Here is a 22287-nt window from a genome sequence, read left to right on the forward strand (position 1 = left end):
TACGTGCAAAATACATTCTATGAATTTTATCAACCGTAGAAATCTTATCAAAAAGCTAAGCCTTGTAGGAAGTAGCTATATTTTAACCAATTGCACTTTGTTTGATATTTCACCAGATTGCGAAAATTTATCTACTTCAGGAAAAACAATCATAGATAAATGCAAGATAACACCGGCGGGCTGTAATAGCGGGTTACCAAGATACAACTTTGAAATACTGGAACGGACAACAACCTCTTTACTACAAGCAGATAAACCCTGGGAAAGTTTTGGTATAGGCTATTCTACAGTGATGTATAACGGACAGAAATGGCAGATGTGGTATGAGTCGTTGGGAACAGATATCAATGACTTTTTAAGTTATCTATGCTATGCTGAATCTGCCGATGGCGTCCGCTGGGTGAAGCCAAAAGTTGGACTTAACTTGTACAATAATAGTTACAATAACAATATATTACTCTCTGGAAAATCTGAATGTAATGGTATACATGGTCCAACTATTTTTATAGATCCTGATGCACCAACCAATGAAAAATATAAAATGACCTATTCCAAGCAGCACAATACAGATCTTTCCTGGATTTATGGCGCTGTTTCCAAAGATGGGATTTTCTGGAGTAAAGAAAGATGTCTATTAAAACGTAACTCTGATACACAAACAGTTTGCATAAAAGATGGGAATAGTTACAAATTGTATAGCAGGTTAAACAGACCATTAGCAGATGGAACTTTCAGAAGGACGATTGGTTACTCGGAAAGTAGTACATTTGCAGCCAATTCATTTTGCGACCCTGTTGAAATTTTTGGTCCAGATGGTTTAGATGATGAAAAAATGGATTTTTATAACTCTGCCCTAACGAAGATAAACAGCAGACTATATATTATGTTACCCTCAGCCTTTTACTATAGCGAAGATACGGTAATACCCCATTTAGCGTTCAGCGAAGATGGTATTAATTTTTGCAGATTTAATAGAACGCCATTCATCCAATTAGGAAAAGAGTTTGATACTATGTCAATTTATGTAAGTCCTGGGGCAGTACCTGGCCCCAAAGCAGATACGTATTGGCTGTATTATACAGGTGTTGATATTGGACATAATCAAAGAAATTTTCCTAATGCTTACTCTGGGGGTATTGGCAGATTTCTTCTTAAAATTATATCAAATTAAAATAACAATCAGTATTTCAAGTAAATGAAGCCTAACGTATTATTCTTTGCTCGCGATTATCAATCAGAATTTTTTCCTTATTTAAAATCAGATAATTATCATTCTATATTAATCACGCTTACACTAAAAGAAAAACGCCACATACAAAAGCTAGGTTATGAGGTACATGGCTGTTTTGAAGAGGTGTATGATGAACTTTCTACAGACAATATACCTCCATCTTATCTTCAGAGCTCTTTGTGCAGCGACCGGTACTTACGGGTATTGTCACTTTCTAATAGAATAAAAATATTAGGAAAGGAAATTCATTTTTGGGCGCAAATATTAGATAAGTACCGACCCAACTTAATTGTTAATGAAACAATAGCTATAGAAATATCAGAAGTACTCTATTTAGAGGCTGAAAAAAGAAATATTAAATATGTTTCCTGGATGTCTTTCCCTATAAAAAATTTATTCTATTGGCAAACCGTTCCTATACATAATTCTTTATCACAAGAAGTCTTTAACACCCACCCATCCCGTTCTTCTATAGAAATATCCCGGCAGCATATTCTTAATGTTAAAAGTGGAAAAGGAAAACCCTTCTACATAAGCTCTATCAAATCAAGGTTCTATGCAAAAAGCTTAGCTAAAAACTTGTACTGGCTGGCTAAAACCTTTTTGATCAATCTTCAGTACCGAGATAAAACTAAGAATATAGCTATTTTTGGGGAAAACACAGGTCTATATAAGTCTGCCTTACTAAATGTTTTTAATTCTCTCTTCCGTTCATACGATAAGATAAGTGATGCAAATGGATTTGAGTATATATTCTATCCCTTACATTATGAACCTGAAGCGGCTATTAGTTATATGGCAGAGTTCTATGATAACCAGACAGCTACTATTGAGTACATATCAAAATGCCTTAAGTTAAATCAAGTACTTATTATTAAGGAGCATCCGCAGCAGCCAGGTATGCTATTATCTCCAAGGTTTCAGGATCTCCGAAAAAGATTGTCCAATATCTTATATCTGCCTGCTGAGTATCCAACTCATCAATTAATTAACAATTCAAAAGCTGTTATTACCCTTACTAGTACTGCCGGATTTGAAGGTTTAATTCAAGGTAAACCGGTAGTCGTATTGGGACAAGTATTTTATGATAAATATCCTTATATTAACAAAATAGAATCTTTTGATGACCTAAAAAAACTTATTCATACCGATAATTATATCTATCCCGATGACGTGGCAATGGAGACTTTTTTGGCCCAAATGATTGATTATTGTTATAAAGGTAATCCATATCCTCACTCAGATTTGTACTCCGAAGCAAATTTACACAACATAGTAAGTGCAATAGAAACCGAATTAAAAAAAGTATTGGTGGCGAAAGAAGCGGTATAAAATTTCGCCGCAATTTTTTATAATACTCTTTTATTGGAATAAATAAATAACTTTGTGGCCGTTGTTTAGTATTTTTATTACTTGCTAATGGGCGCTAAATGGGAAAAGATTGTTTATGTGGCAGTTAATTTATTGATTAGCTCATTTAACTTTATCCGCTCATTCGTTTTTCTTAATTATTTAAATTTTTTTGAACTAGGCCAAATAACTATCCTTCAAACCCTTATCCAATTAATCAATACACTTCAATTGGGTTTTTTGAATGGTGGGTACAGAATATTCTCTTTGAGAAAGGAAATAAATGCAAAAAGGGTTAATGAAACCATATTTACTTATATTTTCATTGTGTCTGTGGTTGCAGGTATTTTTTTAACTATTTCCTACTTTATAGGCAGTATACAAGATGGTAGTGTAGTAATATTTGGTGTAGTTACTGGAGTATTAAGTATTTGTTCTAACTGGCTTACTAATGTTTATATAGCTACTCAAAAGATTAATAGCCTGAACAGAATAAACTTTGTCTCTAATATCATTGCTTTTTCCTCTTTACTGTTTCTAAATAAAATTGGAATCTACGCAGCCATGCTAAGTTTTTTTATCCAGCCTATTGCATTAGTTGTCTTAATATTTATAGAAACCAAAGAATTAATTCCGAAAAGATTTTATTTCACTCTTAACACTGCCAAGTGGATACTTAGTTTTGGGTTTATTCCTTACTTGAGCGGTATCTTTTCTTATGCTAATATTCAAATTGAAAGGTGGAGTGTAAACTATTTGCTTGGTACAGAAGAGGTAGGAAAATTTTATTTAGCCATCGCGTATGCAGCTATCTATGCACTAGTACCAACTTCATTGAATAATTTATTCTTTCCTAAAGCAATGCAATACTTTTCTAATAAAGAATTCAGTCTATTTTCAAAATATATTCAATCTTATTTCTTAATTCTTCTGGCTTATTCCATTATTACTATTCTGCTTACTCTTTTTTTATCAGAACATCTGATTATCTATTTTTTTCCTAAGCACTTAGAAAATTTAAAATATGTATTTCTGACTTTACCGGGTTTAGCTGCTATTCACCTTATAGCACCTATTGGCCTGGTATTTAATGCTTCCTTGCATTTAAAACCCATTTTGTGGGCATACGCCTCCAGTTCGCTATTTCTAATGATAGGCATTAGCTTTATGGCTTATGTTAAACTCTACAATTTGTCTAATTTTGCCTTACTGAACTCTTCTGTTAACATATATATAAGCATTTTCTTTGTTTTATCATTTCTGCTTTTGTATAAAAGCCTGAAAACAAACATCTCAGATTAATTCAAAAGTTTTTCTAACCAATACATGAACAAAAAAAAATTTTTACTCTTTCTATGGACTTTCCTGCTCATTTGCTTCCGGCCTTCCATATTTGGAGAAAAGTATAATCCCTTAGTATTCTTTTGTTTTCTGATTGTCACAGGGCTGATAGCTCTGTCACAAAATATCTTTATTAAGTTTAAAGTCAAGAAAAAATTTCTCGTAACAGTAACTGTTATTCTTACTACAGTACTATATTTTGTACTACAAGGATTTATTCTCAGTGATGCTAAACTGACAGTGTTGAACTCAGCCATAATTATTTTAGGGACAATTACCTGTTTTTTATATGTATTAAATTCTGCTAATCAGTTTTATATCCTCAAATTCTTTATTTATATCCACTTTGCATTTTCCATAAGCTCCATATGTACATTTATTATATATGTCTTAACTGGCTTTAATCCTTCCAATTTGCCTGTATTAGTAGATTTGTATGCACTAGTAGAATACGCTGTTTATGACCCCTCTCGCCTATTTTCTAATCATGTTATATTGTTCCCATTTACAGTAGTCTGGAGTAATGCTGAATTTTTAGGTATAAGTGTACATAGAGCATTAGGCATCTACCGGGAACCAGGTATGGCTCAAATATTCTTCCTCACAGCTTATTTTCTCACATATTTTATTCCATTAGCAAAACCACGGCTTATTAGGAATACTATTCTGGCAGGAAGTTTTCTAACCTTTTCTACAGCCAGTTTCATCAGCTTTTTGTTTGGTATAGTTATATATAAATTTGCTAACTCACTCAAATTTCAGAACATTATTAAATCTTTGCTAAATCCTCTTAGAATTACTATTTTCGCGAGTTTATTTATTATTGCAAGCGCAATCACTTATAATTTAGTTAAAGATAAATTAAATGATATCTCTGGACAGACTCGAATAATCAGCTATTTAAAAGGCGCTAAGAGGCTGATGGCAAGCCCTATGTTTGGCGAAGGATATTATAACTCATTTGCAAAAAACGAAGAGGGTATAGTAATATCCGATTCATTTATCGGGCTAATTGGGGTATCTTACCAAATAGGGCTTATCGGAATTATGCTATATTTAACATCCTGGTATTTTGGTGTATCTATGTTGGGCAATACAGCTTCTTTATGTATCTATATACCATGTTTTATTACTTTGTTTACCTCTCAGCCTAGTTACAACGATGTGTTTACATGGTTTTTACTGCTGATTGATACAAGCCACTTCAAACCAATTTCCAGCCTGTAAGTAACCCAAAGTAATGAAAATTTCGATTGTAACTCCATCTTATAACAGTGAAAAGTATATTACTGAAACCATAGAATCAATAAAACAGCAATCTTACAAAAATTTTGAACATATTATTGTAGATGGAAAATCTACAGATAATACAGTAAAGATTCTCCAAATGTATCCACATTTACATTGGATTTCAGAAAAAGACAATGGACAAACAGATGCTTTAAATAAAGGATTCAGGTTAGCATCCGGTGATATACTAGCTTGGCAGAATGCAGATGATTTATATTTCCCTGATACTTTTGAGAAAGTGATTAAGTTCTTTAAAGAAAATCCAGAAACGGATATTATTTATGGTTATTATGAGTTAATAGATAGTACAAGCAACTTTGTATGTAAAGTAAAACCAATTGCGTGGAATTTCTGGTTATTCAAGCATGGCCGCTTTGTACCAATGCAACCAACTGTATTCTGGCGGAGAAAAGTTTATGAAGAAATAGGTGACTTAGATACAACCCTACATTACTGTATGGATGTAGATTTTTTTGCCAAGGCTTCAAAAAAATTCAAGTTTTCCCTCGTTCCTCAGTTTTTAGGAAAGTTTAGAGTACACAATCAGAGCAAAACCCAAAATAGCGTAAACTACAAGGCTCTGATAAAAGAATATAACGTAGTAATGGCTAAAAATTTTGATTTGACTATATTCAATAAAATAATAATGCGTTTGTTTCAATGGAGAAGGGAACTAGGCAGCTTTATAAGAATTAAATAAGAAACTTATACTACTTTCACGCTCTTATAGAAATTACATAACAATAAAAGAATGGTTAGCAATACAGAGCAGCATAATATTTACACGGACGGCAATTATAAGGAAAAAAATCCTACCTGGCATATAGAAGATTCTCCTTGGAAGGCTAACCATGTTTTGAGTATACTTAAGCGAAATAACTTGCAACCCAAATCGATATGTGAAGTGGGTTGTGGTGCAGGCGAAATCTTGATACAGCTCTATAATCAAATGCCTGAGTATGTCCAATTCTATGGCTATGAAATCTCTCCTCAAGGCTTTGAACTTTGCAAAAACAGAGAGAACAACCGAGTAAAGTTTTATCTAAAGGACTTAGTGTTGGACAATGAGGCTTTCTTTGATGTATTGCTGGTGATTGATGTATTTGAACATGTGGAAGATTACCTAGGTTTTCTAAAAAAAATCAACACAAAATCTAAATATAAAATATTTCATATCCCATTAGACCTCTCCTTACAAAGAGTATTGAGAATTAACTCAATTCTTACTGCACGGGAACAACTCGGGCATCTCCACTATTTTACTAAAGAAACTGCTTTAGCTGCATTAGAAGATACCGGATATAAAATAATCGATTATTTTTATACAGCAACCAATATTGATTTACATGAGAAGCTTGCTCAAACTAAATTCATGAATATCATTAGAAAAATCTCTTTTAAGTTTAATCAGGATTTGACTGCTCGTATATTAGGTGGATATTCTTTAATGGTACTAACTGAATAAGAATTAATATTACATAAACTATTTTTAAGAACAGTGAAAGTGAAGTATGAGTAAGTTAATACAAAAGAAATCGGCTGCTGTGTATGATAATTTAATATGTGTGAAATGCAATACACAAATTACAGAAGAGGCTTCAGTTTTCGATCAGGAATACTTTTCTTGCACTACTTGTAATTCCAAGTATCCTGTAATTAATAATATACCTATAATCCTGGATGAAAGGAGAAGCATTTTTAAAAACAAAGATTTTTTAGAGCAGAAAAATTTATTCTTTGATATATCAAAAAGAGGCAAATTAAAAACGTTTATTTCTCACCTGATTCCCAGTAATTCCTCTAATTGGTATGCAAGAAAGAATTATCAATATTTGACAGATTCTTTACTGCAAATGGGAATAAAGAAGCCGAAAATACTTATTGTAGGAGGCAGCATTGCAGGAAATGGTATGAAAGAATTTTTAGCTAATCCTGCACTTAATATAGTAGAAAGTGATGTTTCATTTGGTGAAAGAACACAAATAATATTTGATTGCCATGCTATCCCTTATCAAAATGAAACATTTGATTGTATTGTAGCACAAGCTGTATTGGAACATGTGATAAATCCGCAACAATGTGTAAAAGAAATATTCAGAGTACTGAAGCCGAATGGGTTTATTTACATAGAGACTCCCTTTATGCAGCAAGTGCATGGTGGTGCCTATGATTTCACCAGATATACTCATTCTGGCCACCGATATTTGTTACGCAATTTTGATGAATTGAAAAGTGGAGCGACAGCCGGACCAGGTACAGTAATGCTTTGGTCTTACGAGTATCTGTTTAAGTCATTATTCGGTTTTTCAGAGCCAATTCGTCTTTTTCTAAAAGCCTTTACTAGATTAACAGGTTTTTGGTTAAAATATATTGATTTACTATGCAGATGGAATCCCCATTCTAAAGATGCCGCTTCAGGATTTTATTTTATAGGAAAAAAATCTACTAAAACTATTTCCGATGAAGAGCTAATCCAGTATTATCATAACAACCTTTATTAACATGGTAATTTGCTATATAATCACAGCTATGGATTTTGGCGGTGCAGAGAAATTATTAGTAAATACTTCCAATATCTTAGTTAAGAGGCATACTATTCATATTATCTACCTGAAAGGAGAAGCAAAATTGCAGCCGTTGCTTGATCCTCAAATTACTTTACATAAAGTAAACCTTGGACCAAGTTGCATCACACCTCTACGTACACTTTTAAAAAGCATTAAGCCTGATGTAATTCATACTCATCTGGGCCACGCTGATTTAATAGGCTTATTTGCCAGCCGTAACTTAGCTGCCAAGTTATTTTGCACAATGCATAATGTTTGGTTTAAATGGAATAGAATAGATTACCTTATATTTTATTTATACCGCATCCTATTCAGAACTGTGGCTCGTCATTGCAAGGTTACCTGTGTTTCAAGAGCAATAATGCATCATGTAATTCACACATTAGGTGTAAAAAAAGAAAATGTAGTATTACTACCCAATGCTATTCCGGATAGGATAGAAGAGGAAAGTAAATTGCAAGCAAGGGAAGAATTAAAAATTGGCAAAAATGATTATGTTGTATTATTTATTGGCCGCCTTAGAATTCAAAAATCTGTTGATACGCTTATTAGTTCGGCTATACACTTGAAAAGCTATATTCCTTTTTTAAAAATATTAATTGTTGGAGAAGGTCATCTACGAGAAGAATTAGAGTTACTATCAGCTAAGTTAGATTTAGAGCAGATAGTAGAATTCCGGGGAGTTACTCTTACTCCTAATAAGTATTTGCAGGCATCAGACGTTTTTGTTCTTCCATCAGTTTTTGAAGGCTTGCCTACTGTAATTTTAGAAGCATTTAGAGCTTCTATCCCAGTAATTGCTTCCGATATTGATGGCACCAATGATTTAATTGAGCATACAGTGAATGGATTATTATTTCAAGCAAAAGATACTCAAAAATTAGCTGAGCACATAAAGTGTTTGTATAACGATAGTTCCTATGCTGCAACTATAGGAAAAAGTGGAAACAAAAGCTTTAAAAATAAATACACGATAGAAAAATACGTAGAACAATTAGAGGATAATTATCTTTAATTTTTTGTTTATATCATACGATGTTAATAGTTCATGTGGCTGAGGCTTTTGGCGGTGGTATAGTTGACTTTGTATTAAGTCTGACCTCCCAATTGAAAGATCATAAACATATTATTATATATGCTCAGCGGGAAATACCAATAGATGTTTTGAAAAAACGCTTTGACAGCGGTAATGTACAGTTTATAGAATGGAAATATGCCCAGCGTGAAATCAAACTCTTATCAGATATAAAAGCTACCTATTATTTATATTCTTTACTAAAAAATATAAAATATGATGTTATTCATTTACACTCTTCAAAATCAGGTTTTTTAGGTAGAGTAGCAGCAAGATTCTTGAATAAGCGAAAAGTAATCTATACGCCTAATGGTGCGCCGTTCGTACGTACTGATATATCTCTATTTAAAAAATTTTTTTTTGTTTTCCTAGAAAAAATTGCTGATATGTTGGCCGGAACAGTGATTTGTTGTTCCCGCTCGGAAGCGGAAGCATATTACCAAAACAACATTAAATGTTCTTATATCAACAATGGAGTAGCCATTAATCCTTATCCGAAAAACTATACTGTAAATTCAACCTTTAAAATAGTAACAGCAGGACGTATTACATATCAAAAAAATCCCTGCCTTTTTAATGCGATTGCTGATCATTTTAGTCATCAACCTGATGTAGAATTTATTTGGATCGGAGAAGGTGAGTTAGATTACTTACTTACAGCTAAAAATATCCGGATTACAGGGTGGCTTTCTAAACAACAGGTAGAGGAGGAGATACTAAAAGCAAATGTATACCTATCTACAGCATTATGGGAAGGTTTGCCTTTTGCTGTTCTACAGGCAATGAATTTAGGTAAACCCCTGCTTTTGAGTAAATGTATTGGAAATATTGATCTTGTGAAACATGGGTATAATGGCCACATCTATCAATCGATTGATGAAGCGTCTTCGTTTATTAATTATTACATTGCCAACCGAGATTTTCTACAAGAGGCTTCTTTAAACTCTTATAATTATCTATTAGATAATTATAATATACAAGATATGGCAAAAGCGTATTTGAATAAATATGAATCTGTATGAAATATTTCAGGCTAAATTCAAATTATAAAAACGTTTTACCGCTTTCTTTCAACAGTTCCATAAATTACTTTCATCTTATTCAGCTTACTTTAGCTTTTACCTTACCTTTTCACCGTAATATTAGTTCGCTATTAACCATACTTTTACTTTTACGATGGTTTATAGAGGGCGATATCGTAAACAAAACAAAAAGTGTCTTTACAAATAAGTATGGTTTGTTGTTTACCTCTATTTTCTTTGTTCCATTAGCCAGTCTGCTATATACCACAGATATGGGGAATGGGCTGTACAATACAGAAAAAATTCTTTCTATCGTAATATTTCCATTAGTCTTATTATCATCTCCGATACCCACTACCCATCAGGTCATTAATATTCTAAAATCCTTCTGTTTGGGTTGCTTTGGCGCTATGCTAATAGCATTATTTCATGCTTTGATGCTTAATTTCCAGCAAAATAAGTTTAATCGTATAATTCCAGGATTATATGACACTAATATAGTAACCATTATAGGTATTTCTCATGTGTACTTTGGACTTTACTTAGCATTGGCTATACTGATTATTACCACCGCTACTATTAATGGGAAGATTTTTTACTTTAAAAATAAATGGATACAAGTCATTATTGGTGTTTGCTTACTTTTGTTTCTTATTTTGCTGGGGGCTAAAATGGCTATCATTGCTATTTTTCTCATACTCCTTATTAACCTAGCTTCCTACATTATCAGATCCGGCAGGTATATACTGGCCATCGTATGTTGCTTACTTCTAGGTTGTTTCTTTTATCTTACTATTAGTATATTTCCGGTTACAAAAGAACGATTTGAAGCCTTATCGAACCAGGAGAACTATCAAATTGGCGATAACCAGTGGAATAGTATAGCCTCCCGAATTAGTATACTTTACTGTACAAAAGCAGTCTTGAAGCAAAATTGGCTATTGGGTGTGGGAATAGGAGATGCTCAACACGAGTTAAATGAATGTTTTACTAGCAATAAATTTGGGACGTTAATTAATATGAATGCACACAATCAGTTTCTGCAATACATTCTCACGTCTGGCATTACTGCTTTTATAGCTTTTACTCTTTGCTTTTTATATCCATTTGTCAAATTTTTTCGCTTGAGGAAAGCAAATTATTTATATATTGATTTTCTGCTTCTGTTTGCTTTTTGTTGCCTTACAGAATCGATGCTAGAATCGAATAAAGGAATAGTTTTTTACTCTTATTTTAATTCTTTATTATTTTTGCACGTTAAAAAATTACAAGAGGAAGAAAATAGCGCATCCCTGAACAGATAGCATTATATTGCGTAGTATTATTTTTATATTTCAGCATGTATAATAAAAATGTTCTAATTTAGTAGTCTCGATTTTGTAAAATTAAATTAAACTTGACAACCAGGTATTCTAAATTTACACGCAGTATCTATTTAGTAGGAGATATCTTTCTGATTAATCTGGCATTTCTACTTTCTTACTTTTTTAAATTTTATGCGGTAGAAGAAGTTGAGCAAGATTATTATATTATTTTAGTACTCTATTTTAATTTAACCTGGGTAGCCTCAGCCTTTTTTCTACGAATCTATGATATTAGCCGTGTAGAAGAGAATAAAAATATTGTACTTAATATTTTTAAGATTCTCTTTATTCATGTTTTACTTACAACAGCTTTCATTGTAGTAAGACAGGGATACTATTACTCGCGGGAACATCTGCTTGTTACCTACTTATTATTTACTATTTTTATCCTGTCCTGGCGGCTTGCCTGTATTTACTTCTTCCGGATATATCGGCGCACCGGGTATAATTACCGGAATGTGATCATCATTGGTAGTGGAGAAATAGCCCGGGAACTTCGCAATTTCTTTCAGATCAACCCTCAATATGGATACCGCTTTTTAGGATTCTTTACAGATGGTGCAGTAACTGATGCAGATGTAAAAGGAGATATTCAAGATGTAAAAGCTTATTCTCTGCTGCATGAAGTAGATGAAATATACTGTGCCAAACCTGATGTAGACAACACCTGGATTAATGAACTGATAGACTTCGCAGAAAACAATTTGATTCGGGTAAAGTTTATTCCAGATTTTAGAGGTATTAATTTCCGTAAAATCAATATCGATTTTTATGGGCATTTTCCAGTAATCACTTTTAGAGAAATTCCCCTGGATGATGTATTGAATCAGATTACCAAACGCACCTTTGATATCATTTTTTCTTTAATAATTCTTGTCTTTGTTGCTTCCTGGTTGTTTCCCATTATAGCTCTGTTTATAAAGCTAGACTCATCAGGACCAGTTTTCTTTAAACAAAAACGAAGTGGCAAAAATAATTATGACTTCTGGTGCTGGAAGTTCAGGACTATGTACGTGAATAATGAATCTCATGTGAAACAAGCCAGGCGGAATGATAGTCGCATTACGAAAGTAGGTAACTTCCTAAGAAAGACAAGCTTAGACGAGCTTCCGCAATTTTTTAATGTACTGCTGGGAAATATGTCTGTAGTGGGACCAAGACCACATATGTTAGCACATACAGAGGAGTATTCAAAACTGATTGATAAATACATGATCCGGCACCATGTAAAACCTGGGGTAACAGGGCTGGCTCAGGCAAAAGGATACAGAGGAGAAACACTCAATCCCCAATCCATGAAAAACAGGGTGAGAGTAGATACATTCTATATAGAGAACTGGTCTTTCCTGTTAGATATGAAAATCATTGTTATGACCATTATTAGCATCATAAAGGGTGATAGAAATGCATTTTAACCTTCGTTTACCGCATTTCTAAGAACTTTATAGCCTCCTTATATAAGCCATCCTATTTTCTAACTCACTCAATGGAGTAGTTGCTGTATTACATAGAGAAATCTGTTCTTTCAAAATCCATCCATTCCTAGTATTTTTACGGTTTATCAGAATTTTGATTTATGTTGAACCCAGAAATCAGGGAGAAATACGAGGTAGTAATTGGCCTGGAAGTACATTGCCAGCTGCTGACAAATAGTAAAATATTTGCTTCCGATACAGTAGAATTCGGCAGTATGCCTAATACGAATGTAAGTGTAATTACCCTTGGTCATCCGGGAACTTTACCTAAGTTGAATAAGAAAGCGGTAGAACATGCCATTAAAATGGGGTTGGCTTGTGGTTGCCATATTACACGACATTCAGTATTTGCCCGCAAAAACTATTTCTATCCTGATTTACCCAAAGGCTACCAAATCTCCCAGGATAAAACGTCTATTTGCCTGGGAGGCACTATTCACATAAAAACCAAAGACGGTGTGGAGAAATCCATAGGTCTAACCCGAATACATCTGGAGGAAGATGCAGGAAAATCAATCCACCTGGCTGGAGAGGCCGATACCTTAGTAGATTTCAACAGGGCCGGTACTGCTCTAATAGAGATTGTCTCGGAACCGGAAATCCGATCGTCCGATGAGGCCTATGCTTATCTAACAGAGGTGCGGAAACTAGTACGTTACCTGGAGATATGCGATGGCAACATGGAAGAAGGTTCCTTGCGTTGCGATGCCAATATTTCGGTTATGCCTAAAGGGAGCCCGGTATTTGGAACAAAAGTGGAGGTAAAAAATATGAACTCCATTAACAATGTTAAACGGGCTATTGAGTATGAAATAGAACGGCAGATACTGGAAGTAGAACAAGGCAAGGCTATTCAACTGGAAACCCGCTTGTTCAATGCCAACAACGGACAGACATACTCTATGCGAGTGAAAGAGACTATGAATGACTACCGCTATTTTCCTGAACCAGATTTAACGCCTTTAGTTATATCCGAAGAATGGCTTACTTCTATACGCCAATCGTTACCTAGCTTACCTCAAGAGCTTTTCGAAAAATTTACCAGTAAATACGGTATTCCAGAGTATGATGCCCTTGTACTGACAGATAATAAAGAGATTGCTTTATATTTTGATGCTCTCTGCCATTATACAACCAATTATAAGTCTGCCTCTAACTGGATAATGGGCTCCGTTAAATCGTATTTGAATGAGTCTGGCCTAACGGTTAGTCAATTTCCTATATTACCTGAACAATTAGCCGGATTAATTTCATTGGTGGATAGTAATAAAGTAAGCAACTCAGTAGCCTCCCAGAAGATTTTCCCTGCTATGCTGAAGCAGCCAAGCCTATCTGCCCTAGCCATTGCCGAATCGCAGAACCTGATGCAGGAAAGTGATACAAACTCCTTGCAAACTCTGATCAATGAAATATTAGCTAGCCATCCACAAAAAGTAACTGAATATAAAAAAGGAAAAAAAGGTTTATTAGGGATGTTTATGGGTGAAGTAATGAAAAAAACAGGAGGCAAAGCCGATCCTAAACTGACGAATGAACTGTTAAGCAAATCTTTAAATACGTAAATATTACATCTACTGTACGGCCGCTGTTTGTTTTCCTATTTTAGTTTGCCGGAAATCTTACTTAACTTTTGGCACTAAAGCTAAAAATTTGTCGTTTTTGTAATAGCTTACCCTACTGTTTTATAGGTCTTTAAATTAACTATGAAAAAACTATTTATATTCTTTTTTTCCGCTCTTCTATTTTCCTGCGAATCACAATCCCAACCTAGCCAGGCACAAACCAAATCAGGCACTGCCCAGGAAGTAACCATTAATGGCAAAGTCAAACACCCAAATACTGGCTATGTTGTGCTTACAGAACTGAAGGAAAATGGCTTTCAAAGTGTTGACTCTGTCAAACTAAAAAAAGACAATACCTTTACGCTGAAGCGGAAAGTAAATGAACCTGGCTTCTACATGGTAAATTTCTTTAATCAGCAGAAAGTATTGGTAATTTTAGATAAAAACAATGTTGATATAGCTGCCGATGGCAATAATCCGGCTGGAGATTTTACATTGAAAGGTTCTAAAGATGTGGAAGATCTGCAAAAGATTACTAAAGCCCAGAATGAACTCCAAGGAAAAGTAAATAGCTTAGGAGTTAAGTTTCAGGAAGCAAATGACAAAAAAGACGAGAAAGCCAGAGAGAAAATACAAGCAGAATACTTTACGATGCAGGCTGATTTTAACAACCGCATCAAAGAACTAATTAGGGAAATAGGCCCTAATCTTGCCTCCTGGTATGCTACAAACCTGCTAAATCCGGAAGAAGAGTATGTATTTTTAGATAGCTTATCAAAGGGGTTTGAGAAGCAAATGCCTAACTCCAAATTTGTAAAAGAATTTAAAACCAAGTTGGCTCAATATAAAAATGTAGTAACGGTAGGTCAGCCAGCTCCAGAAATTTCTTTAAATAATCCTGAAGGTAATCCCATAAGTTTATCCTCTCTACGCGGCAAATATGTATTGATTGATTTCTGGGCATCTTGGTGTGGTCCTTGCCGTCAAGAAAACCCTAATGTAGTGCGGATGTATAATAAATTTAAAGGTAAAAACTTCGAAATTTTTGGAGTGTCATTAGACAAAAGCAAAGAGAAATGGCTTGAAGCTATTCAGAAAGACCAACTCTCCTGGGTACACGTATCAGACCTTAAATACTGGCAATCTGCCGGAGCTGAGGCTTATGGGGTACAATCTATTCCAGCTACTTTTTTAGTAGATCCCTCCGGAAAAGTTATCGCGAAGAACTTACGAGGAAAAGCCTTAGAAGATAAACTTACACAGATCTTAAGCAAACAATAATATTTGCGTTAACTTACTGATTCAGTACAAGCAGAAAAGCTCTTATAAAATTATAAGAGCTTTTCTGCTTTTTAGCCCATGCGTAACAATTATTAAACATCCATTGAAGAGCGTATTTTATATTTTCTCATGGGTAACTAAGTAGTAGTATAAAAAAGATATTTCATTAAAAAGAGGCAGCTCACAGCATATCGAAAGCATAATAAATCAGCTTTGGTGCATATAGCCGTATTATTTTTTAATGAATGATCTTTTGGCTTTATATAAGGCTCCAAGCTCCTAGCGTTCTTTTACATACAAAAGGCTGAACAAAGTCAGCCTTTTGTATGTAAAGTATGGTAATTTACAGATCATCCTTTATTTTGAAGGCTAATCATATTCAACGCTGATCCTGCTTTAAACCATTCTATTTGGCCTTCATTATAAGTATGATTAGCCAATATATGATCTTTGCTTCCATCAGCGTGATTAGCTATGATAATTAATGGAATGCCAGGTGTAAAGTCTTTCAACCCAATAATGTCAAAGGTATCGTCTTCTTGTATCTTATCATAATCTTTGGGATTCATGAAAGTTAAGGCAAGCATCCCTTGTTTTTTCAGGTTGGTTTCGTGAATACGGGCAAATGATTTTACCAGTATAGCCCGTACATTTAAATGGCGGGGCTCCATAGCCGCATGTTCTCTGGATGAGCCTTCACCATAGTTCTCATCGCCTACCACAATAGAACCTGCTCCCATAGCTTTATAGGCTCTGGCTACAGCTGGAACCGCACCATATTCCCCATTCAGCTGATTTTTTACAGTGTTCGTTTTATCATTATATGCATTTACTGCGCCAATTAGCATATTGTTGGAAATATTATCCAGGTGACCTCTATATTTTAACCAAGGTCCGGCCATTGAAATATGGTCAGTGGTACATTTCCCTTTTGCTTTAATCAATAAACGTAAGCCTGTTAAATCAGTACCTTCCCATGGTTTAAACCCTTCTAACAGTTGCAGGCGGTCTGATAGTGGGTCTACTTTTACCTGCACTTTGGAACCATCTTCTGCCGGAGCTAAATACCCTGCGTCTTCTACAGCAAAACCTTTAATGGGTAGCTCAATTCCTTTTGGCTCATCCAGCTTTACTGCTTGCCCATCCTCATTGGTTAGCGTATCTGTTACCGGGTTGAATGTAAGATCACCAGCAATCGCAAAAGCCGTTACAATTTCAGGAGAAGCTACAAACGCATGCGTATTTGGGTTTCCATCATTCCGCTTGGCAAAATTCCGGTTGAAAGAAGTAATGATAGAATTTTTGCGGTTTGGGTCACTCATGTGACGGGCCCATTGTCCGATGCAGGGGCCACAAGCATTTGCCAATACTACGCCGCCCATCCGGTCAAATGTTTGTAACAGGCCGTCTCTTTCGGTAGTATACCGAACCAGCTCAGAACCGGGAGTAACGGTAAATTCAGCTTTTACTTTTAGTTTTTTAGAAACTGCTTGTTCAGCTACGGAAGCTGCTCTGGTAATATCTTCGTAAGAGGAATTGGTACAAGAACCGATCAATCCTACTTCCAGCTCAGCCGGCCATCCATGCTCTTTTACTGCTTTAGAAAACTGAGACAAAGGCCAGGCAGCATCAGGGGTGAATGGGCCGTTTACATGAGGCTCTAGTTCTGATAAGTTGATCTCTATTAACTGGTCATAGTATTTAGCCGGGTCTTGGTAAACTTCAGGATCAGAACGTAAATAAGAGGCAACCTTATCTGCTTCTATAGCAATATCTTCCCGCTCAGTACCTGCTAAGTAATCTCTCATTTTTGTATCATAGGCAAATACAGAAGTGGTCGCACCAATTTCTGCGCCCATATTACAAATGGTAGCCTTACCGGTACAAGATAAACTTTCGGCACCTTCGCCAAAATACTCTACTATATAACCAGTACCACCTTTTACCGTTAAAATACCTGCTACTTTCAGAATAACATCTTTGGCAGCTGTCCACCCGCTAAGCTTACCGGTCAGTTTTACGCCTATGAATTTTGGAAATTTCAACTCCCATGCCATACCTGCCATTACGTCTACGGCATCTGCTCCACCTACGCCAATAGCAATCATTCCTAACCCTCCTGCATTGGGTGTATGAGAATCTGTGCCAATCATCATACCGCCAGGGAACGCATAATTTTCCAGCACTACCTGGTGGATAATACCAGCGCCTGGCTTCCAGAAGCCTATACCATATTTGTTAGATACAGAGGCTAAAAAGTCATATACCTCTTTATTAGTATCTTTGGCAATTTCTAAATCTTGCACTGCGCCAATTTTAGCCTGAATTAAGTGGTCGCAGTGAACAGTGGAGGGCACAGATACTTTGCTTTTACCAGCTTGCATAAATTGTAAAAGAGCCATTTGAGCAGTGGCATCTTGCATAGCTACTCTGTCTGGTGCAAAGTCTACATAGGTTTTACCTCTTTCAAAGGTCTGTGTAGGCTTACCATTGAAAAGGTGAGCATATAATATTTTTTCTGAAAGTGTCAGCGGACGACCTACCACTTTTCTGGCAGCTTCCACTCTTTCACCAAACCGGGCGTACACCTCCCGTATCATTTCTATATCAAAGGCCATATCTATTATTGGTTAAAATGAACTAAAAAACGGCTGCAAAACTTGCGCAGCAAAAATACAAAATATAAGTAATTAACAAATAGGTGCTAACGATATAGTGAACCTGTAAATGCATATCCTGAAACCTAGAGTTGCGTAATAAAAACACTCAAAATTCACTACTTTGTTAGCTAGTTACTAGGCTAACACATTTTTAGGCTTTTGAGTTACCAAATTTGTAGCTGTTCTCCTTTATTTACTCCTTTTATATTGATTTCTCCACAAATTCTGCTTTAGAATACTATGTAAACTGGTAAAAAGTTTAAGGTATTTTCCTCATGTTTATCTCTTGATAGGCTACCTTTGTAGTATTATTTAGTTGTAAATAAATATGTATTAGCAATTAACAGTACTATATACTTAGTTTCTATGATTGAATTATTAAAAACACAACTAGGAAGATTGCGAATTATTGGTTTTACTGAAGGTATATCTTATCTGCTACTACTCGGAATTGCCATGCCTTTGAAATATTTATATCAGTTGCCACAAATGGTACGGGTTACAGGCATGATTCATGGCGTACTGTTTGTTTTGTATGTACTATATGTAATCTTGGTAGCCATAGAATTGCGGTGGAGTTTTCGTAAAGCTATTCTGGCATTTTTAGCTTCTCTTATCCCTTTCGGGACTTTTTGGGCCGATATCCGGTTGTTCCGTACCACTCATTAAATGTACTTTGGTTTCCTATATCAGCAATTTTCACGTTTGCAGTTTACCTGCAAGCATATTTACCATTAAATGTAAATTCCAAAAAATGGATCAGGGGTTTAAACAGGTAATTTTCTATAATGCGGTAAATTGTTTTTAATCTTTTATTAGTTCACTAAACTATGCAAGGAGCAGGTGGTTCAAATGGCGGAGTAGGCCGTTTTTTTATGGGTTTAGGTATGTTTATTATAGGAGCATATCTGTTGTTAAGTGCGATTCAGGTAACTAACAATTTTTATTTCGGGTATGGGTTGTTCTCGGTAGGAGGCTTTCAGGTAACTTCCGGCATTATTTTTATCCCCTTTATGATTGGAGTGGGCATGTTGTTTTTTAACTCTTCGAATGTTATTGGCTGGCTACTGGCTATTGGTTCTGTCTTACTGATGATTGTTGGGGTAATTAGCAGTACCCATCTTACCCTTCGGCCCATGTCTGCGCTTGAACTCTTATTAATAATTGGCTTATTGGCAGGAGGTATAGGCTTATTTTTTAGTTCTTTCCGCAATTATTCAAAATAACCTAATCCGGTTATCTACCATATCTACTGGCAGTATTGTATTTCTTCCTCCTGTATAATACAACTTCTAAGCTTGGGATAATTTTGTCATTTTAAGTTTGCCTTCAATAAAAGTACTTATCTGGTTTTAAAATTTTATACAATACATGAGCACAGTAGGAAATATTTTATGGATCATATTCGGCGGTGGTCTTATTCTGTTTCTGGAATATTTTATTGGTGGCTTGTTACTCTGCCTAACCATTATTGGTATTCCTTTCGGTATGCAGTGCATTAAACTATCCTTTTTGGCTTTGCTCCCTTTTGGCAAAGAGGTACAGCACACTCAGCACGCCGGAGGATGTATTTCGTTACTCATGAATATTTTCTGGATAGTAGTAGGCGGTATTTGGGTAGCGGCTACTCATCTGGTATTTGCCCTGGTTTGTGCTATTACCATAATTGGAATTCCGTTTGCCTTACAGCATATGAAACTTGTTTCGCTGAGTTTTGCTCCTTTTGGAAAAGAAGTACGAGAAGCCTAGGTTAACGCAAGGTTATTTAAGAGCATCAATCATTAGCTTTACTTTCATCTTTTTTTCTCCGGTGAATTTTCTCTTCATTGAGTATAATTAGTAGAACATCCTCTTAGTTAATCCGATACTAAAATCAGTTAACTGATTTTAGTATCGGATTCATCTAGCACATTGGTGACTATAATAGGAATTCAAGTTCTTAATACAACATGCATTAAACCACAACTGATAATGGGCTGATCTTCTGCAATAATGCATGAGTGTTTGATGCTTGTTTATAGTAAACTATGCCCAGAGAATATTGTAAAAAAATTAACAGAAAATTTTCTGCGGAATTTTATTTCAGCTGAATTCCTTCGCCAAGTTGTATCCGGGTTTCTTTTTTTGACTGGTGTCTCTCCAGAAATGCTGCCATGCGGTTAATGGCTGTAGTTAAAATTTCTGTATCTGGTAAAAAAACCACCCGGAAATGATCGTTGGTGTAATGATTGAAACCGGTACCATGTACAATCAATACTTTTTCTTCTTTCAGCAATTTCAACACAAAGTCATAATCACTGGCTAAATCAAATTTAGCCAGGTTAAGCTTGCCAAACATATAGAACGCACCCATCGGTTTGGAGCAACGTACGCCAGGAATCTGGCTTATTTTCTGGTAGCAGAGGTCCCGTTGAATACGTAATCTGCCTCCTGGTGCGGTTAAATCTTCAATGCATTGATGGCCTTCTAAAACAGCCTTTATAGCAAACTGCACCTGCTGATTTCCGCATACCCGCAAGTTGGCAAGTAATGTAATTCCGCCTATATAATCTGTTGCTTTTTGTTTGGGTCCGCTTATAATCATCCATCCTGCGCGGAAGCCGGGCACGCGGTAGTTTTTTGTTAAACCGCTAAAAGTCAAACAAATAACATCCTCATTAAGCGTAGCAATAGAGGTATGCTGAACGCCATCGTAGAGAATTTTATCGTATATTTCATCAGAGAAAATAACCAGATTATGCTCAGCGGCTATGTCAGCAATCCTTTTTAGTACGTCAGCCGGATAAACTGCACCTGTTGGATTATTTGGATTGATTAACACAATACCTTTGGTCCGGGAAGTTATTTTCTGCCGGATATCTTCCGGATCAGGATACCAATTGGCTGCTTCATCGCAACGGTAATACACTGTTTTTCCGCCGAATAAATTTACAGCTGAGGTCCATAACGGATAATCCGGTGTGGGCACCAATACCTCGTCTCCATCATTAAGCAATGCTTGCAAACTGATTAACGCCAGTTCACTCACTCCATTTCCTACATAAATATCTTCAAGCTGTAAATCTGTAAAATTTCTTTTGGCATAGGCAACCTGCAATGCCTCACGTGCTTCCAGCAAACCTATAGCATCTCCGTAACCTTGCGCTCGTTCCAGATTGGCAGCCATATTTTTAATAATAGATTCTGGCACTTTATAGCCAAATGGAGCCGGATCTCCAATGTGCAGGCTCAGTATCTGATGCCCCTGTTTGGCTAAAGCTTGTGACTGCTCATAAATCTCTCCTCGGATGTCGTAAGCTACGTGTGTGAGTCTGGAACTGCGTGTGATCATGAAAAAGAAACAGATAAAACTACACTAAAACACTGGCTAATATTTATAGCCATGAAAGTTTTAGATTAAACCAAATATCTATACAAAATAGTGGGGCTCAATATAGGGAAAAAGCAGAACACTGCCCAGGATTTTTACCATTTTATATGGGTAAGCCTTGCTTTAACCCTAACCTTTACAAGGGTTTGGAAGTATATGTTATAAAAGTTTGCCTTCTTGCTCCTATAGTATGCGGAAGGTAATAGCTAATACTTATAAATACATGACAGAGAAAAAACTTAGAAAACTTATAGCTTTTACCGTCATAGCAGGTGGCCTTATGCGTCTGTTTGATGTGGCTCATGGAGGGTTAGTACTGGTAATTGGCCTGGGGGCATTTTTGCTGCTAAAGCTAGTAAAATTGCTTACGAAAAGCGTCCGTACCTGGACCGGGTTGCATGTTATCCAGTTTTTACTGATTATAGCTGCTATGATTGCTTTGTGGCTCAGATATGAAGAATACCCCTATAGCACGGTAGCTTTTGCCGTTACCCTACTGACAGAATCTTTGGTAGGCGCTAAGATTTTCCTGAACGAGAAATTTGGCAGTAGCACTGTAAATGGGTTTTTACGTATGATCAAAGATTTTCTTATGAACTCACGTGCGGAAGCCGGGCAACAGACAGATAAACCTATTATTAAAATCTAATTTTACTACATTTTTAAGTATACGTAACTAATATTTATTACCTTATTTCT

At 35.6% G+C, this 22287-nt stretch carries 19 protein-coding genes; 17 read left to right on the forward strand and 2 right to left on the reverse strand.

The genetic code is table 11. The features are described from left to right. The first annotated feature begins 19 nt into the window (after positions 1–19). From Q0590_RS02715 to Q0590_RS02770, 13 genes are all read left to right on the forward strand, one after another. Positions 20–1171 carry a hypothetical protein gene (locus Q0590_RS02715; RefSeq protein ID WP_302035936.1) on the forward strand — a complete coding sequence of 384 codons (1152 nt, stop codon included), beginning with the start codon at positions 20–22 and terminating at the stop codon, positions 1169–1171. Between the two features lie 24 nt (positions 1172–1195). Next, a complete protein-coding gene (locus Q0590_RS02720; RefSeq protein ID WP_302035937.1) occupies positions 1196–2563 on the forward strand; it encodes a capsular polysaccharide export protein, LipB/KpsS family in 1368 nt (455 codons plus the stop codon). Positions 2564–2650: 87 nt separating this feature from the next. Further along, positions 2651–3883: a lipopolysaccharide biosynthesis protein gene (locus Q0590_RS02725; RefSeq protein WP_302035938.1), complete on the forward strand. Its 1233-nt coding sequence runs from the start codon at positions 2651–2653 to the stop codon at positions 3881–3883. 24 nt (positions 3884–3907) lie between these two features. Then, a complete protein-coding gene (locus Q0590_RS02730) occupies positions 3908–5149 on the forward strand; it encodes a hypothetical protein (protein WP_302035939.1) in 1242 nt (413 codons plus the stop codon). A 13-nt stretch (positions 5150–5162) separates the two neighbouring features. Then, on the forward strand, positions 5163–5912 hold the full coding sequence (locus Q0590_RS02735) for a glycosyltransferase family 2 protein (RefSeq protein ID WP_302035940.1): 750 nt from the start codon (positions 5163–5165) through the stop codon (positions 5910–5912). A 51-nt stretch (positions 5913–5963) separates the two neighbouring features. Then, the gene (locus Q0590_RS02740; protein ID WP_302035941.1) at positions 5964–6677 is read left to right on the forward strand and encodes a class I SAM-dependent methyltransferase; all 714 of its coding nucleotides are present in this window, start codon (positions 5964–5966) and stop codon (positions 6675–6677) included. Positions 6678–6723: 46 nt separating this feature from the next. Beyond that, the gene (locus tag Q0590_RS02745) at positions 6724–7713 is read left to right on the forward strand and encodes a class I SAM-dependent methyltransferase (RefSeq protein ID WP_302035942.1); all 990 of its coding nucleotides are present in this window, start codon (positions 6724–6726) and stop codon (positions 7711–7713) included. Between the two features lie 28 nt (positions 7714–7741). Further along, positions 7742–8794 (forward strand): glycosyltransferase family 4 protein, encoded by a 1053-nt coding sequence (locus Q0590_RS02750; RefSeq protein ID WP_302035943.1) that lies wholly within the window; start codon positions 7742–7744, stop codon positions 8792–8794. A gap of 20 nt (positions 8795–8814) precedes the next feature. Continuing rightward, positions 8815–9876: a glycosyltransferase gene (locus tag Q0590_RS02755; protein WP_302035944.1), complete on the forward strand. Its 1062-nt coding sequence runs from the start codon at positions 8815–8817 to the stop codon at positions 9874–9876. A gap of 437 nt (positions 9877–10313) precedes the next feature. Next, positions 10314–11180, forward strand: a complete 867-nt coding sequence (locus tag Q0590_RS37535) for an O-antigen ligase family protein (protein ID WP_366970307.1) — start codon at positions 10314–10316, stop codon at positions 11178–11180. A 92-nt stretch (positions 11181–11272) separates the two neighbouring features. After that, on the forward strand, positions 11273–12655 hold the full coding sequence (locus tag Q0590_RS02760; RefSeq protein ID WP_302035945.1) for an undecaprenyl-phosphate glucose phosphotransferase: 1383 nt from the start codon (positions 11273–11275) through the stop codon (positions 12653–12655). A 161-nt stretch (positions 12656–12816) separates the two neighbouring features. After that, positions 12817–14277, forward strand: coding sequence for an Asp-tRNA(Asn)/Glu-tRNA(Gln) amidotransferase subunit GatB (gene gatB, locus Q0590_RS02765; RefSeq protein ID WP_302035946.1), 1461 nt, complete (start codon positions 12817–12819; stop codon positions 14275–14277). A gap of 141 nt (positions 14278–14418) precedes the next feature. Beyond that, on the forward strand, positions 14419–15558 hold the full coding sequence (locus tag Q0590_RS02770) for a TlpA disulfide reductase family protein (protein WP_302035947.1): 1140 nt from the start codon (positions 14419–14421) through the stop codon (positions 15556–15558). 350 nt (positions 15559–15908) lie between these two features. On the opposite strand, the gene Q0590_RS02775 is transcribed toward Q0590_RS02770, so the two are convergent. After that, positions 15909–18176, reverse strand: a complete 2268-nt coding sequence (locus Q0590_RS02775; RefSeq protein ID WP_302035948.1) for an aconitate hydratase — start codon at positions 18174–18176, stop codon at positions 15909–15911. Between the two features lie 408 nt (positions 18177–18584). Here Q0590_RS02775 and Q0590_RS02780 point away from each other — a divergent pair, with 408 nt between their 5' ends. From Q0590_RS02780 to Q0590_RS02790, 3 genes are all read left to right on the forward strand, one after another. After that, complete coding sequence (locus Q0590_RS02780; protein WP_302035949.1) at positions 18585–18887, forward strand: DUF3817 domain-containing protein; 303 nt, start codon at positions 18585–18587, stop codon at positions 18885–18887. Positions 18888–19048: 161 nt separating this feature from the next. After that, entirely contained in the window at positions 19049–19444 is a 396-nt protein-coding gene (locus Q0590_RS02785; RefSeq protein WP_302035950.1) for a hypothetical protein, read from the forward strand. Between the two features lie 145 nt (positions 19445–19589). Continuing rightward, entirely contained in the window at positions 19590–19967 is a 378-nt protein-coding gene (locus Q0590_RS02790; protein ID WP_302035951.1) for a YccF domain-containing protein, read from the forward strand. A gap of 328 nt (positions 19968–20295) precedes the next feature. Here the strand turns inward: Q0590_RS02790 and Q0590_RS02795 are convergent, their stop codons facing one another. After that, entirely contained in the window at positions 20296–21549 is a 1254-nt protein-coding gene (locus Q0590_RS02795; protein ID WP_302035952.1) for a pyridoxal phosphate-dependent aminotransferase, read from the reverse strand. Between the two features lie 262 nt (positions 21550–21811). Here Q0590_RS02795 and Q0590_RS02800 point away from each other — a divergent pair, with 262 nt between their 5' ends. Next, complete coding sequence (locus tag Q0590_RS02800) at positions 21812–22237, forward strand: hypothetical protein (protein ID WP_302035953.1); 426 nt, start codon at positions 21812–21814, stop codon at positions 22235–22237. Positions 22238–22287: the final 50 nt, after the last annotated feature.

It is taken from the genome of Rhodocytophaga aerolata, from assembly GCF_030503435.1.
In the GTDB taxonomy this organism is placed as follows: Bacteria; Bacteroidota; Bacteroidia; order Cytophagales; family 172606-1; genus Rhodocytophaga; species Rhodocytophaga aerolata.